The sequence below is a fragment of the Burkholderia sp. AW49-1 genome, from assembly GCF_053427845.1.
Genome location: NZ_JBSAXF010000024.1, coordinates 1 through 14,647, shown reverse-complemented (window position 1 = coordinate 14,647; position 14,647 = coordinate 1). Strand labels below are relative to the sequence as shown.

At 65.7% G+C, this 14,647-nt stretch carries 13 protein-coding genes; 3 read left to right on the top strand and 10 right to left on the bottom strand.

Annotated elements, in window-relative coordinates; all coding sequences use genetic code 11:
* Nucleotides 1–36: 36 nt before the first annotated feature.
* From tssA to ACV22W_RS26515, 9 genes are all read right to left on the bottom strand, one after another.
* Nucleotides 37–1,158: a type VI secretion system protein TssA gene (gene tssA, locus ACV22W_RS26555; protein WP_448022506.1), complete on the bottom strand. Its 1,122-nt coding sequence runs from the start codon at nt 1,156–1,158 to the stop codon at nt 37–39.
* A 43-nt stretch (nt 1,159–1,201) separates the two neighbouring features.
* Nucleotides 1,202–3,871: a type VI secretion system ATPase TssH gene (gene tssH / locus ACV22W_RS26550; protein WP_448022505.1), complete on the bottom strand. Its 2,670-nt coding sequence runs from the start codon at nt 3,869–3,871 to the stop codon at nt 1,202–1,204.
* A 44-nt stretch (nt 3,872–3,915) separates the two neighbouring features.
* On the bottom strand, nt 3,916–5,016 hold the full coding sequence (gene tssG / locus ACV22W_RS26545; protein WP_448022504.1) for a type VI secretion system baseplate subunit TssG: 1,101 nt from the start codon (nt 5,014–5,016) through the stop codon (nt 3,916–3,918).
* A complete protein-coding gene (gene tssF, locus ACV22W_RS26540; protein WP_059532816.1) occupies nt 4,980–6,815 on the bottom strand; it encodes a type VI secretion system baseplate subunit TssF in 1,836 nt (611 codons plus the stop codon). The genes tssG and tssF overlap by 37 nt, the downstream gene beginning before the upstream one ends.
* Before the next feature lie 79 nt (nt 6,816–6,894).
* Nucleotides 6,895–7,380, bottom strand: coding sequence for a type VI secretion system baseplate subunit TssE (gene tssE, locus ACV22W_RS26535; protein WP_059465243.1), 486 nt, complete (start codon nt 7,378–7,380; stop codon nt 6,895–6,897).
* 166 nt (nt 7,381–7,546) lie between these two features.
* Nucleotides 7,547–8,050 carry an Hcp family type VI secretion system effector gene (locus tag ACV22W_RS26530; RefSeq protein WP_006477093.1) on the bottom strand — a complete coding sequence of 168 codons (504 nt, stop codon included), beginning with the start codon at nt 8,048–8,050 and terminating at the stop codon, nt 7,547–7,549.
* Nucleotides 8,051–8,120: 70 nt separating this feature from the next.
* Nucleotides 8,121–9,611: a type VI secretion system contractile sheath large subunit gene (gene tssC, locus ACV22W_RS26525; RefSeq protein WP_448022503.1), complete on the bottom strand. Its 1,491-nt coding sequence runs from the start codon at nt 9,609–9,611 to the stop codon at nt 8,121–8,123.
* Nucleotides 9,612–9,626: 15 nt separating this feature from the next.
* Nucleotides 9,627–10,142: a type VI secretion system contractile sheath small subunit gene (tssB, locus tag ACV22W_RS26520; RefSeq protein WP_044845930.1), complete on the bottom strand. Its 516-nt coding sequence runs from the start codon at nt 10,140–10,142 to the stop codon at nt 9,627–9,629.
* Between the two features lie 44 nt (nt 10,143–10,186).
* Complete coding sequence (locus ACV22W_RS26515) at nt 10,187–10,822, bottom strand: tetratricopeptide repeat protein (RefSeq protein WP_448022502.1); 636 nt, start codon at nt 10,820–10,822, stop codon at nt 10,187–10,189.
* 377 nt (nt 10,823–11,199) lie between these two features.
* On the opposite strand from ACV22W_RS26515, the gene tssJ reads away from it, so the two are divergent.
* The 3 genes from tssJ to icmH all read left to right on the top strand — a co-directional run bounded on the left by tssJ (nt 11,200) and on the right by icmH (nt 14,039).
* Nucleotides 11,200–11,811: a type VI secretion system lipoprotein TssJ gene (tssJ, locus tag ACV22W_RS26510; protein ID WP_448022501.1), complete on the top strand. Its 612-nt coding sequence runs from the start codon at nt 11,200–11,202 to the stop codon at nt 11,809–11,811.
* 102 nt (nt 11,812–11,913) lie between these two features.
* Nucleotides 11,914–13,260 carry a type VI secretion system baseplate subunit TssK gene (gene tssK, locus ACV22W_RS26505; RefSeq protein ID WP_448022500.1) on the top strand — a complete coding sequence of 449 codons (1,347 nt, stop codon included), beginning with the start codon at nt 11,914–11,916 and terminating at the stop codon, nt 13,258–13,260.
* Nucleotides 13,257–14,039, top strand: a complete 783-nt coding sequence (gene icmH, locus ACV22W_RS26500; protein WP_059532829.1) for a type IVB secretion system protein IcmH/DotU — start codon at nt 13,257–13,259, stop codon at nt 14,037–14,039. Before tssK ends, icmH begins: the two co-directional genes overlap by 4 nt.
* A gap of 92 nt (nt 14,040–14,131) precedes the next feature.
* Here icmH and ACV22W_RS26495 read toward each other — a convergent pair whose 3' ends face one another.
* The gene (locus ACV22W_RS26495; protein ID WP_448022499.1) at nt 14,132–14,449 is read right to left on the bottom strand and encodes a DUF7716 domain-containing protein; all 318 of its coding nucleotides are present in this window, start codon (nt 14,447–14,449) and stop codon (nt 14,132–14,134) included.
* Between the last annotated feature and the right edge of the window lie 198 nt (nt 14,450–14,647).

The window sequence follows — 14,647 nt, the reverse complement described above, 5'->3', positions numbered from 1 at the left end:
AGCCGGGCCCGCGCTCTCAGGTCAAGGTTCCGTCGTTCAGGACTGCTCGTCGGGCCTTACCCCGAGCAGTTCGCGGATGTGCGACAGCGACCCGTCGTCCTTCACGACACTCTCGAGCCACTTGTGCAGCGGCATGTCGGCCCATTCGGCGGCCTTGTCCGCGAGATACGCGACCGGGCTGTGCGGCTCGGTCTGGCGGAAGTAACGCGCGACGGCACGCAGCTGGTCGACGGCCTGCGCACGGTTCTGGATGCCGGCGATCATCTGCGTCACCGGCGGACGCGGAGCGGTCTGCGACTGCACGTGGGTCTCCTCGCTGTGGAACGTGTCGCCGAAGCTCGGCTCGATACGCTCGGGCTGCGCCTGCGGCGCCGACGGCGCATGCGGCGCGCTCCCCGTATATCCCTGCTCGCGCGCGAAGCGCTCGACGAGCCGATACACGGTCTCGAACGCGTCGCGCGCCTGCCGGAAGCTCGGCGCCGAATCGCCCGCGCGTTCGACGAGCCGCTCCTCGAACGCATCGAGCGCGAACTCGAACGCCTTCAGGTTCGCGAGCAGCGTCGTGTAGAACGCGATCGACGTCACGCGCCGCGACGCATCGACCTGCTCGACCGACGGTTTGCCGCGCGCGATGTCGTCGGCGTGTTCGGGGTCGCGCTTCACGGCCTGCGCCACGTGCAGCGCGACTTCCCAGTCGAGCGTGGTGAACGCGTTCGACGCGCCGTCCGTCACCGGAATGCCGCGCAGCAGCTCGGCCGTGCGGCCGGACAGCCACGCGACGTTGCCGAGCCGGTATTCGACGTCGTCGCCTTCGGGTAGCGGATGCACGGTGTCCCAGTAGTCTCGGCACAGGCCTTCCAGCAGCGCATAACCTTCGGTGAGGCCGGTGATGCCGTCCTCCAGCGCGAGCGCCTCGGTCAGCCACACGGCGAGCCGCAGATCCTTGGTGCGCGTGCGCAGCAGCCCGCCCGCGTGATCGACGACGAAGCCCCAGTCGGCCTCCTTGATCTCGGTCACCCACTCGCCCTGGTCGAGCGTCGGATCGTCATAGCGCCGCGCGTCCTGAATCGCGTCGAATTCGTTCGAGAACAGCAGGTCGTCGCCGCTGGGCGACGTGTCGCTGATCGGCGTCAGCAGCTCGGGGAGATTGATCGGCATGGTTCAGTGAATCCGTTGATGCATGAGATGTCGCGCGCGGGGCTCATTCGACCGTGTACGCGAATTCGCCGGCCTCGTCCGCGCGCACCGCGATGCGCGCGATGGCCGCGCCGTCGGCGATCCGGCCGAGCACGTGGCCCGCGATCTCCGGCAGCAGCGTGCCGTTCAGGATGTGGTCGACGTTGCGGGCGCCCGAATCGACCTCGGTGCAGCGCGCGAGCACCGCGTCGACGAGCGATTCGTCCCACTCGAACGCGGCCTTGTGGTTCGCTTCGATGCGGCGGCGGATCCGTTCGAGCTTCAGCTCGATGATCTCGGCCAGGACGTCGTCGGAAATCGGGTAGTACGGCACGACCTTCATCCGGCCGAGGAACGCCGGCTTGAACGTCTTGTACAGTTGCGGGCGCAGCGCCTCGGCGAGCGCGTCCGGATCGGGCAGCTCCTCGGCCGGCTTGTTCAGGCATGCCTGCATCACCGCCGCCGACCCGACGTTCGACGTCAGGATGATCAGCGTATTGCGGAAATCGATCTCGCGCCCTTCGGCGTCGTCCATCGTGCCCTTGTCGAATACCTGGAAGAACATCTCGAGCACGTCCGGGTGCGCCTTCTCGACCTCGTCGAGCAGCACGACGGAATACGGATTGCGGCGCACGGCCTCGGTCAGCACGCCGCCCTCGCCGTAGCCGACGTAGCCCGGCGGCGAACCCTTCAGGCCCGACACGCTGTGCGCTTCCTGATACTCGCTCATGTTGATCGTGACCATCTTGCGCTCGCCGCCGTACAGGATGTCGGCCAGCGCGAGCGCGGTCTCGGTCTTGCCGACGCCCGACGGCCCGACGAACATGAACACGCCGCGCGGCTTGTTCGGATCCTCGAGGTTCGCGGTCGCCGTGCGCACGCGCTGCGCGATCGCGTCGAGCGCATGGTCCTGGCCGATCACGCGCGCGGTCAGCAGCGGCTGCAGGTTCAGCACGGTGTCGATCTCGTCCTTCACCATCCGGCCGAGCGGAATGCCGGTCCAAGCAGCGACGATCTCGGCGACGACGTGGCCGTCGACCTGCAGCGGCACCATCGGCTCGCCGCCCTGCAGCGCATGCAGCGCCGCGACGCGTTCGGCCAGCTTCTCGCGCGTGGCCGGCACGTCGACCGGCTCGCCGTCTTCGGACGGGCCGCGCGCCTTGTCGAGCGTCTCGCGCAGCACGGTGATCTCGGCGACGATCGCACGCTCGGCTTCATAGCGCGCCTCGTCCTCGGTCAATTGCGCGAGCGCCGTGTCGCGTGCGCCGCGCAGCTCGCCGAGCCGCTCGTCGTGCGCCGCGCCGCCCGCCGCCTCGCGCTCCAGCGATGCGATTTCCGCGTCGATGCGCTCGATGCGCTTCTTCGTGTCGTCGATCGCCGCCGGCGTCGCGCTGTGTGCGAGCGCGACCTTCGCGCACGCGGTGTCGAGCACGCTGATCGCCTTGTCCGGCAGCTGGCGCCCGCTGATGTAGCGATGCGACAGGCGCACGGCCTCGGTGATCGCGTCGTCGAGAATCCGCACGTTGAAGTGCTTCTCCATCAGCCCCGACATCCCGCGCAGCATCGCGGCCGCGAGCGGCTCGCTCGGCTCCTCGACCTTCACGACCTGGAAGCGCCGCGCGAGCGCCGCATCCTTCTCGAAGTACTTCTTGTATTCGCTCCACGTCGTCGCGGCGATCGTGCGCAGTTCGCCGCGCGCGAGCGCCGGCTTCAGCAGGTTCGCCGCGTCGTTCTGACCGGCCTGGCCGCCCGCGCCGATGATCGTGTGCGCCTCGTCGATGAACAGGATGATCGGGTGCGCGCTCTTCTTCACCTCGTCGATCACGCTCTTCAGGCGGTTCTCGAACTCGCCCTTCACGCTCGCGCCGGCCTGCAGCAGGCCCATGTCGAGCACGTGCAGCGCGACGCCGGAAAGCGGCGGCGGCACGTCGTCGGCCGCGATCCGCAGCGCGAGGCCCTCGACGACCGCCGTTTTGCCGACACCGGCCTCGCCGGTCATGATCGGGTTGTTCTGGCGGCGGCGCATCAGGATGTCGATCGCCTGGCGGATCTCGGCTTCGCGGCCGATCACCGGATCGATCTTGCCGTCGCGCGCGCGCTGCGTGAGGTTGGTCGTGTACGTGTCGAGCGCGGGCGTCTTCGACGGGCCGGCTGCGGGCGCGGCGCCGTCGGCGGCGGATGCGACGTCGCTGTCTTCCGCATCCGCCTGGCGCGGCTCGGCCTCGCTCGACCCGGCCATGATCTCCTCGAACTTGTGCTTCAGGTCCGTCACGTTCATTTCCGCGAACTGCGACGACATGCGCTGCGCGAACTGCGCGAGATCGGGCGCGGTCAGCAGCGCGAGCAGCAGGTGCCCCGAGCGGATGCGGCCGAGCTGCGAATCGAGCGACGCGATCAGCCAGGCCTGCTCGAACAGCGCGATCAGGTGCACGGAGAACACCGGCGTGCGCGTGTTGCCCGTCTTCAGGCGCGTGAGTTCACGCTCGAGATCGGCGCGCAGCGCATGCGGATCGACGCGGCTCGCGCGCAGCGCGAGCGGCAGGTCGCCCGTCGCCTCGTCGAGCAGCGCGAGGAACAGATGCTCCAGATCGACTTCGTAATGGCCGCGCGCCAGGCACGCGCTCGCCGCGCGCTCGGTCGCGTGCCGGCACAGCGGATTCAGTTTCGTGATCAGGGTCTTCAGAGGCGTGCTCATGGCGTGGATCTCAGGTTCGATTGCGTGTTTGTTGTCGTTCGGAATCAGTGAATCACGTGCAGTTCGTAGCGGGCATCCGAGCGGTCGTCGACCGCGTCGCGCGTGCAGAGGAACGCGTCCCAGCCCAGCCGCGAACCCGCGCCGAGCACGCTCGCGCCGACCTCGGTGCGCTTCAGCACGAGCTTCACCTCGTATTCGAGCGTGACGCCGGCGAGCAGCGTCAGCATCCGCTCGAGCGCGACGGCCTGCGCGCCGCCCGGCAGGAATGCCTCGTAGTCGCGCTTGGACAGCGGGCCGACGACGATCCGCGCGCGCATGTCGCGCTGCCACACGCGTTCGCCGACGAGCGCCGTCGCGCCGAGCACCGCGTTGACTTCGCCGAGCACGCTCAGCTGGTCGGGCGGCACGTCGTACCACTTGCCGACGAACTGGTCGATCTTCACGGGCACGCGGAAATAATCGGACAGCGTGCGCTGCAGGTAGGCGGCGGACATCGGCCGGTGCCGCGCGGCGAGCGCGTAGCCGGCGACGGCCTCGTCGAGCACGCCTCCCGCGCCGGCCGCGAGGCTGTCGCGCACCTCGTCGCTCGGCACGCCGGCGATCGCGAGCAGGAGCGGCAGGTAGCGCTCGTCGCGGTCGAGCTCGTAATGGAACGGCAGCCGGTATTTCTTCCACGCCGCGTAGAACAGCGCGGTCGCGCGGTTCGAGAACACGTCGAAGAAGGCGCGCGCCGCGTGGTCGCGCTTCAGGTGCTCTCGCGCGACGATCTGCTCGGTGTAGTGCAGCGGCAGCGCGCCCTGCCCGCCCAGCAGCCCGAAGAATGCGGGCGTCAGCTCGACGTGACCGAGCTCGCCGGCCGCGAGCGCAGCGCCGCGGTCCTCGCACGAGTCGAGCAGCGTGCCGCCGTCGTCGAACGAACGGGCGCCTTCGATCTCGCTCGGCGGGAAGCCGAGCGACAGCGTGTTGCGGAATTCGATGCGCTGTGCGACGACGTCGCCCTGCCGCCATGCGCCGGGGGCATCGGACGCCTGCCGCGCGAACAGCCCCTCGAGCACGCGCACCGCCTGGAAGAACTCGAAGCGGTGCGGCTCGTCGAGCAGCGCGTCGACTACGCCAGGATCGATTCGCCGGTCCGGGGCTTGCATCGGATGATCTCCTCGCCGGTGCGCTTCGACACCACGACTAGTTGAACGAAACTGTTGAGGTGGACGTACAGCCCGAAGAAGCTGTCGAGCACGCGCACGAACGACGCGAGGCTCGCGCCGACGAAGTGCTCCTCGTCGATCGTCAGGCGGATCTCGATGCCGCGCACGAAAGTCGCGAACGGCTTGCCGGGCAGCCACTGCACGGCGCCGCGCTGCTCGACGCCGGCGAGGCCGTCGATCTGGCGCATCGACACGGCGGTGCGCCGCAGGTCGTACAACGTCAGCATTTCCTTGAGCGGCGCGAGCCCGTGCGCAACCAGCGACACGTGGTTCAGCGCGAGATGCGACACGAGCCGCCAGTGCGCGGCGCGACCGCGCTCGAAGCGCACGCTTTGCGTCGGGCGCCGCAGCAGCGAGATGCCGCTCGTCTGCGCGCCGCCTTCCTGGAACAGGTCGCCGCCTTCGAGACCGAACGCGAGCATCGACGGCAGGTCGCGGTTCGTGCAGGTGAGGTCGAGGCTCAGCGTGTCGGTTTGCGGCGAGGTCGGCTCGAAGTCGATGTCGACGATCGAGATCTCGGTTTCGTAGCCGGGGCTTTTCTGCGCGACCCAGTCGTTGCGGCGCGCGAACCAGTAATGACCGATCCGCGCCGACTCGCCGTGATGCAGCGAATAGAACGGCCGGAACTCGATCACCGATTCTTCATGCGCCTGCTGCCGGACGAGCTTCACCGAATCGATCGAATACACCTCGTATGCGAACGCACGGCGCGCTTCGGCGATCACCGGGTACGACACCGCGCGGTGCGTGATGCGGATCGGCTCGCCGTGCTGGCGGAACAGGTTGACGATCGGCGTGCAGAACAGCCGGAAATGGCTGGCCGTGAGCAGCTCGAGCAGCCGCGCGACGTGCGAATCGCTGCGCACGTCCTGCAGCACCAGATGCAGCGTCGCGCGCTGGCAGCGGCCCGACGCGCGCGCGATCGCCGCAAGGTCGAAATCGACGAAATCGAACTTGTCGGGGAACGCGAAGTATTCGGTGAGCAGGCGATACGCGGGGTGCGACTTCGCCGGGTAGTCGATCAGCGCGTCGTCCTCGTCGAAGCCGGCGTGCGCGATCGGCAGCTTGCGCAGCGCGGTCCAGCGGCCGTTGCGCTCGGGCTCGACATACGCGCCGAGCACGTTCACGAACAGGCAGTCGGTCAGCGCGGCGACGAACGACTGCTCGCCGTGCAGGTGCGCGCGCAGCGTCGGCAGCTTCAGCGCGCCGAGATCGAGTTGCGCGGCGAGCGATTCGAACGTGATCGAGATCACGCCCGTCGCGTTGGACGGCAGCACCGTCGCGCTCGGCGCGAGCGCGACCGGCGTGAAGCGCGCCTCCGAGATGCGGATCGGCGCGAGCGTCACGTCGTATGCGGTGCGGAACCGGCACTGCACGCCGCGGATCGGACGGCTCTTCAGCTCGGTGCCGCGGTCGATCACGACCGGTTCGGTCTGCTGGCCCGGCGAGGCCGGCGTGAACTGCGCGATCGAGCACGACGGGAACGGCCGCAGGTAGTGCGGATACAGCACTTCCAGCAGCGCTTCGGTGAATTCCGGGTAGTCGTCGTCGAGCTTCTTGTTGATGCGCGCGCCCAGCAGCGCGAACGACTCGATCATCCGCTCGACGTGCGGATCCTCGCAGTGCTCGCCGGACAACGCGAGCCGCGCGGCGATCTTCGGATAACGTTCGGCGAAATCTCGCGAATAGCGCCGCAAAAACGATAATTCGCGCTCGTAGTACGGCAGCAATTCTTCCATCGACGACCCCGAGAACCTCAATATTTCCTGCCGGACCCTGAACCATCACCGGGCGGTCCGGCCCGCTCGGCGGCTTGATTTACAGCATTCTGGCCGCGCGCGTGCGCGTGACCGAATACTGCAGCGTCGACGGCTGCAGCATCGCGTCGAAACTCACCGGCTCCTCGGCCGGATGCACGACGAGCAGCGCCTGGATCGCGAAGTACAGCGCGTTGGTCGACTGCTCGTTCAGCTCGAACGTCACCTGCACCTGCTGCAGCCGCGGCTCGTGGCGCGCGATGGCCTGCTGGATCGACTTGCAGATGAACGCGCGGTCGTAGTGACTCGCGAGGCTCAGCCCCGCGAAATCGTTCAGCCCGTAGGTCAGCACCGACTTCTGGCATTCCGGCAGCGCGGCCAGCTCGATTTCGGTGTGCGCGATACGGGTGTTGAGGATCGCCTCGACGTCGCGGGCGACCGTGTTCTTGAGCTCGTCCAGCGACAATTGCCGCATCGCGGCCGAGGCCGGCAGGTGCGGTTCGTCGTCGAACAGCTTGTCGAGAAAACTGGGTTCGAATCGTTTCATAAGGGCCTGTTTCCGCTAATAACGCACGTTCCCCTGTTTTGAAAAAATCCGTTCGTGGGGCTGGCCCCCAAAAGGGCCGATCGCGGCGTCACGCTCCTCGCGAATACGTCGAGTACACAGCGAAAACGGCAACGGGACGCCGAGCGCCCCGTTGCCGCAACCGACCTTAGACCGCGTAGGTCTTGTCGTTCTTCGTCAGGCTCCAGGCGCCTTGCGTGTTGCCGCCCTGGTTGCCGCCGATCTTCTGCTGGGTCTGCTTCCACTGCACGGCCGCGTACTTCAGCGAGAACGTCTCGAGCGGCAGACCTTCTTCGCGAACGCTCGGAGCGATGCTCGAGATGATCACGTACTTGAGCTTCACTTCCAGATACTGCACGCGCTTGCCTTCACCGTCCGCGCGCGAGAAATGGACCGTCACTTCATCGAACGTCGTGCCGCCCGATGCGTGCTGATACAGCAGCGGGCTCGACGAATCGATTTCCTTCGTGAAAATCATGTCGCCGTGCTCGCAGCGCGTCATCGTGTGACCGCCTGCGGTCGATGCCGTTGCCGAACGCGGCTGAACGATCGAGTGATCCCACGATTTCAGTTCGATCCAGCCCTGATGGTCTTTGTCCGCGGATTCGCCCTTCACCGCCGGACTACCAAACTGCAAGTGCATATGTAACATGGCCCTTCGACTCCCCAAAGAGGTGGTTTTAACGTCCTACCCAGGCGGCCCGCCCGGGCGATTTACTCGCTTATGAATTTGCCGGTTTGGGCAGATCAGCGACAAGTCGCAGAGAAATCGAGAGTTCGTCGAGCTGAAAGTGCGGACGCAGGAACGCGACCGAACGATACGAGCCCGGCTTGCCCGGAATCTCCGACACTTGTATGGATGCCTCGCGCAGCGGGAATTGCGCCTTCTGTTCCTGCGACGCGTTGTCGTCGAGCAGGACGTACTGCGAAATCCACCGGTTGAGGAAAGTCTCCACGTTCTGCGCCGATGCGAAGCTGCCGATCTTGTCCCGCATCATCGCCTTCAGGTAATGCGCGACGCGCGATACCGAGAAGATGTACTGAAGCTGGGCGGACAGGACGGCGTTCGCATTCGCGCTGTCGGTGCTGTATTTTTTCGGTTTCTGCACCGATTGCGCGGCGAAGAACGCAGCGTAATCCGAGTTCTTGCAATGCACGAGCGGGATGAAGCCGAGGTCGCTCAGCTCCTTCTCGCGGCGATCGGTGATCGCGATTTCGGTCGGGCACTTCAGCGCGACTTCACCGTCGTCGGTCTTGAACGTGTGGGTCGGCAGGTCCTCGACGAGGCCGCCGCCTTCGACGCCGCGGATCGCCGCGCACCAGCCGAAGTCGTCGAACGCGGCCGTGAGGCGTGCCGCGAAGGCCCATGCCGCGTTGCACCAGAGGTACTTGTCGTGCTCGGTGCCGTCGACGTCCTCGACGAAGTTGAAGTTCTCCGCGGTCTGGCCGTCCTTCGGATTGAACGGCAGGCGGCCGAGGAAGCGCGGCAGCGTCAGGCCGACGTAGCGCGAATCCTCGGCGTCGCGGAACGACTTCCACTTCGCGTATTCAACGGTGTCGAACACCTTGCCGAGGTCGCGCGGCTTGCCGAGGTCGGAGAACGACTCGAGGCCGAGCAGCTCCGGCGACGCCGACGCGATGAACGGCGCGTGCGCGGCCGCCGCGACGTGCGACATCTGCTCGATGAAGTACATGTCTTCCGGCTGGCGCGAGATCTCGTAGTCGCCGATCAGCGCGCCGAACGGCGAGCCGCCGAACGTGCCGAATTCTTCTTCGTAGACCTTCTTGAACAGCGCGCTCTGGTCGAACTCGCTCGCGCCCTTGAAGTCGCGCACGAGGTCGCGCTTCGGTGCGTGCAGCGCCTTGATCTTGATCGTCTGGCCGGTGTTGCTTTCCTTGACCAGGTAGTCCATCCCGCGCCACGTGCTTTCGAGGCGCTGGAATTCCGGCGCGTGCATCACCGCGGACAGCTGCGTGGAGATCAGGCGGTCGAGTTCCGCGACGCGCGCGTCGATCGTCGCCGACAGGTTGTCCGACACGATCACCGTGCCGTCGAGCACCTGGTGCACGAGTTCGCCGATCAGGTCCTTCGCGCGCGCATGCTCGGAATCGGATTTCGCGACCTTGCTCTTCTCGACGATATCGTCGAGCAGCGAAGTCCCGGCGGCGTAGTCCGCGCCGCTCGCTTGGGCCGCAGCCGTTTGCTGGTTCATCTCAACACTCCGTCGTCATTCGCCGTCTTTGTCGCCGCCGGTGCCCTTCGCGAGCTCCTGCAGCTGCTGCGTGTTCTTCAGCACCTCGGACAGCAGATCCTCGAGCTTGTCGTTGCCGGCGAGCTTGTTGCGCAGGTCGGCGAGCTTCGAGCGCGCCTCGAGCAGGCGGCGCAGCGGCTCGACCTGTTCGACGACTTCGTCCGGGCTGAAATCCGACAGCGAACGGAACTTCAGGTCGACTGCGAACTTGCCGCCTTCCGGGCTCAGGCGGTTTTCCACCTGGAACGCGGCGCGCGGCTCGATCGCCTTCATCACGTCGTCGAAGTTGTCACGGTCGATGTTGACGAACTTGCGGTCGCGCAGCTTCGGCTGCTCGACTTCCGACTGGCCCGCCAGATCGCCGACGACCCCGACGACGAACGGCAGTTCCTTCACCTCGATCGCGTCGCCCTTCTCGACCTCGTAGGTCAGCTGGACGCGCGGCGGCCGTATTTTCTGCAAGCTTTTCTGAATGCTTTCTTTCTTGGCCATCTCGACGGCTCCCAGGTTAGTTGTGGTTATCGCGTCAGTTGCGTTCAGTTGCGCAGCGCGCTGAACGGATCGGCGCCGCCCTTTTGCGGCGCGGCGGGCGGCGTCGGCGCGGTGGTTGCTGCTGCGGCTGCCTCGGCTGCCGGCGCCGCGCCGGCCTTCGGACGATGAATCACGCGACGCGCCGTACGCGCCTTCGTGGTCCGCTGCTCCGGCGGGAACAGCGCCGATTCGCCGAGCGTGTCGCGCAGTTGCTTCGCGAGCGCCTGCGCATCCGACTTCGCATCGCCCGCGAGCGATGCATCCTGGCGCAGTTCGCCGAGCGACTGCGTCGCGATCCGCAGCCCCGCGACGGCGAGCACGCTCTTCGCCTGACGATCGGTTGCGTCGCGCTGCAGTGCCTCCTGCGCGGCGACGATCGCCTGGCCATAGTGGTTCTGGGCAAACTGGATCTGCGCGATGCGCGACCACGGTTCCTCGCGCGTCGGATCCGACTTCGCGAGCTGCTGGTACAGGCCGAGCGCCTTGTCCTGGTCACCCGACTTCGCAACGGCGTCCGCATCGGCCAGCGACTTGTTGAACACCTCGGCAGTCGGCGGCGCCGGCGGCTGGCTCGCACAACCGGCGATCACGCCGCAGGCCAGCACTACCCCAGACAATTTTGCGAAGAGACGGTCTTTCATCGTTATATCCACCGGCGCGTGAGTATTAAAATCGTTGAGAATCTGGTTCTTTTGCTTTGCAAGAAGCGCGCGGGTATAGTACCGATCAATTTTTCATAATTCAATCGCTGCGTGCAGAGTAATTCCTTTTAAATCCGTGCGCTACCCCCTCGAAACGTCTCCGGCAACGGCCCGGCGGCGGTTTTTCGAGCGGCCGGAATGCGCAAGTTTTACTTGCTCGACAACGCTTCGCGCGGGTGACGGAAAAAATTTCCGGAAGCGCGATGCGGCGCACGTGTGCTTAATAGTTGAACGGCAGATAAGCCGGCATTCGCGAGGAACGCGGAAATGCCCGGTAGTTTTGACAGGGGAGTTAAAGGCGGCACGCCGGAAACACGATGAGATCGTCCATGATTCGCTATGCGCTGCCGCTGATCGCCTGCGCGCTCCTGGCCGGATGCGCGGCCGCCCCGCTGCTCGGCTCCGCCGCGAGCGCCGTGATGCAGGCCGCCGGCATCGGCAAGCCCGAACTGCCGGATGCCCAGAAGCCGCCGCGCAACATCGGGCTCACGCTCGCCGCCGCGCCGAACCTCAACGCCGCGAACGATCGCAAGCCGCTCGCATTAGTAGTGAGGCTCTACGCGCTGAAGGATCCGACTTCGTTCCAGCAGGCGCCGTTCGACGCATTTACCGATCCGGCCAAGGAAAAAGCCGCGCTGGGCACCGATCTGCTGAACGTGCGTGAAATTACGCTGATTCCGGGCCAGCGCTATACGGCGACGGAAAAAGTGTCGCGCGAAGCGCAGGCATTCGGCATCGTCGCACTGTTCCGCGATCCCGCCATCCAGCGCTGGAAACTGACGTTCGACCCGGCGAAGTCGGAGAAATCCGGCATAATCATCGGCCTGCATAATTGCGCGATGACGGTCACAGATGGCTCCGTCATCGCACCGCAACAAGGTGCGCCTTCGCAACCGCTGAATTTGCTTTCGTCGGTCACCTGCGGTTAAACATGACGCACGAGTGTCAATTAACAAGAGTTAACAAATTGGCGATTAATTCGGGCACGACCAAATCGATTAGATCGCAACGCTACATTAACCGGATTTGACATGAGTTATTCGGCCAAGGTGCTGTGGGGGGAAGGGCTGTTCCTCCGGCCTCAACACTTCCAGCGGCAGGACGCCTACCACGAGGCGCGCCTGTTCGAGTCCATCCAGGCGATCCAGCCGTACAACTGGGGCGTGCGCTCCGTGCGTATCGACCGCGATGCGCTCGGCAGCAACGTGCTGCGCGTGGCCGAGCTCGCGCTCGTGTTTCCGGACGGCGCGCTGTATGCCGCGCCGCAGGCCGACGACCTGCCGCCGCCGATCGCGCTCGACACGCTGCCCGACGGCATCAACGAATTCGTGTTCTATCTCGCGCTGCATCCGCTGCGCGAGAACGGCACCAACTACAGCGACGATCCGGCCGCCGGCTTCATGACGCGTTTCGTCAGCGAGCAGGCGAGCGTCGCCGACAACTTCACCGACGCCGCCGAAGCCGACATCACGTTCCTCAAGACGCAGGTCAAGCTGATCGCGCACAGCGAGCCGCGCGACCAGTTGCTGTCGGTGCCGCTCGTGCGCGTGCGCCGCACCGCGACGTCCGGCTTCGAGATCGACGACAGCTTCGTGCCGCCGTGCCTCGCGATCGAAGCTTCGCCGATCCTGCACCAGCGGCTGCGCCAGCTCGTCGACGCGCTGCAGGCGAAGGTGAACGCGCTGTACGGCTTTCACCGCGAGCCGTCGAAGAACATCATCGAATTCCGCTCGGGCGACATCGCATCGTTCTGGCTGCTGCACACCGCAAACGCCGCGTTCGCGACGCTCGCGCACCTGCACCAGCATGCGGCGCTGCATCCGGAGCGGCTGTTCCAGGAACTGCTGCGCCTCGCGGGCCAGCTGATGACATTCTCGAAGGGCTACACGCTCGCCGACCTGCCCGTGTATCGACATGACGATCCGGGCCCGAGCTTCGCGCGCCTCGACCTGATGCTGCGCGAGTTGCTCGATACCGTGATTTCGACGCGCTACTTCGCGATCACGCTCGACGAAGTGCGTCCGTCGTTCCATCTCGGCCGCCTCGATTCGGGCAAGATCGACGACAAGACCGAGTTCTACCTGGCCGTGTCCGCGGACATGCCGAGCGTCGAGCTCGTCGATGCGGTGCCGGCACGCTTCAAGGTCGGCGCGCCCGACGACGTCGACAAGCTGGTGCTGTCGGCAATGCCCGGCGTGCGGCTGTCGTACATGCCGCAGGTACCGCCCGCGATTCCGGTGCGGCCCGGTGCGTGCTATTTCCAGCTTGATTCGCGCGGTGCGCTTTACGAGCGCATGCTGCAGGCCCAGTCCGCGATGATCTACGCGCCGACTGGCATCAATGACCTGAAATTCGAACTGATCGCGGTCACATCATGAGCTACGCGCCTTCCCTGTTCGGCGACAACGCGCCGGCCCCGCTGCATACCCCGGCGTCGACCGACGCCTCGTTCCAGGCCCGTTCGCTGCTCGACCTGTTGTACGACGGGTTCTTCATGCTGTTCCTGCTCAAGAACGGCCGCGAGCCGGACAGCGCGAGCGAGTTCAGCACGAAGATCCAGGAGTTTCTGTCGGATTTCGAGCGCGGCGCGAAGAAGCTCAACATTCCGGCCGAGGACGTGTATGGCGCGAAGTTCGCGTACTGCGCGGCCGTCGACGAGATGGTGCTGTCGTCGCAGTTCAAGATCCGGACCGACTGGGAACGCCGGCCGCTGCAGCTCGTGCTGTTCGGCGAGCAGCTCGCGGGGGAGAAGTTCTTTCAATATCTCGAGGAATGTCGGGCGCAGGGCGCGGCGCGGTTGCAGTCGCTCGAGGTGTTTCATATGTGCCTGCTGCTCGGGTTTCAGGGCAAGTATCTGCTCGAGGGGCCGGAGAAGCTCGCTTACCTCACCGCGCGGCTGGGGGACGAGATCGCGCATATGAAGGGCAAGCGCGCCGCGTTCGCTCCGCATTGGCCGCTGCCGGACCAGATCGCGCATCGGTTGAAGCGCGAGGTGCCGGTCTGGGCGATCGGCGCCGTGTTTGCGCTGGTGGCCCTGCTCGGGTATCTCGGGCTCAATACTTATCTGAAGGACAAGACGCTGCAGGCGTTGGCGCCTTATTCGCAGGTGATCAAGGTGGGGCCGGAGTCGGCTAATTTGACGATTTCGTTGCCTTGAGGGGCGTTGAGTCGTCGTTTTAACGCGGCTGCTGCTTCCTGGAAAAGGACCGCCCGGCGGTCCTTTTTTGCTGTGGCGTGCGGGACGCGCCGTCAGAGCAGAATGAACTCGTCGTTTTCGACGTAGTACACGAACGCGTCGAACAATTGCGCGATGCTCGGTTCGTCGACCTGGTCGTGCGCGTTGATGACGACCTCTTCGATCGTCGTGCTGTTCAGCGTCACGCGCCAGCCGGGTTGTGGGGCTGTGGTAGGTGGCGTGTCGGCTTCTGGGTCGTGTGGATCTTCGATGAATGCGCCGTCTGTATCGACCGTCCATGGCATCGGTGGCAGGCTCAGCCATCCGGAGAAGTCGCCGGGGTGTTCGAGGATATGTTTCAGCGACGCGGTGGTCGCGGGCGTGCTCAGCATGAGTATTGGGGCTATAACTGGACTGAAGTCAATGCAGGGCGGGTGACGTCGCAGGCACGAGTGTGACTGTGACGCAACGCTCGCGTCAGCAAGCCGAGATTATGCCAACTTCGGCTGCGATAGATTCCAGCGGGCCCAATTTACCGGGTCGCACACAACCTGCTCGCCCGGAAACAGCAAGGGCCACTCGTGAGCGGC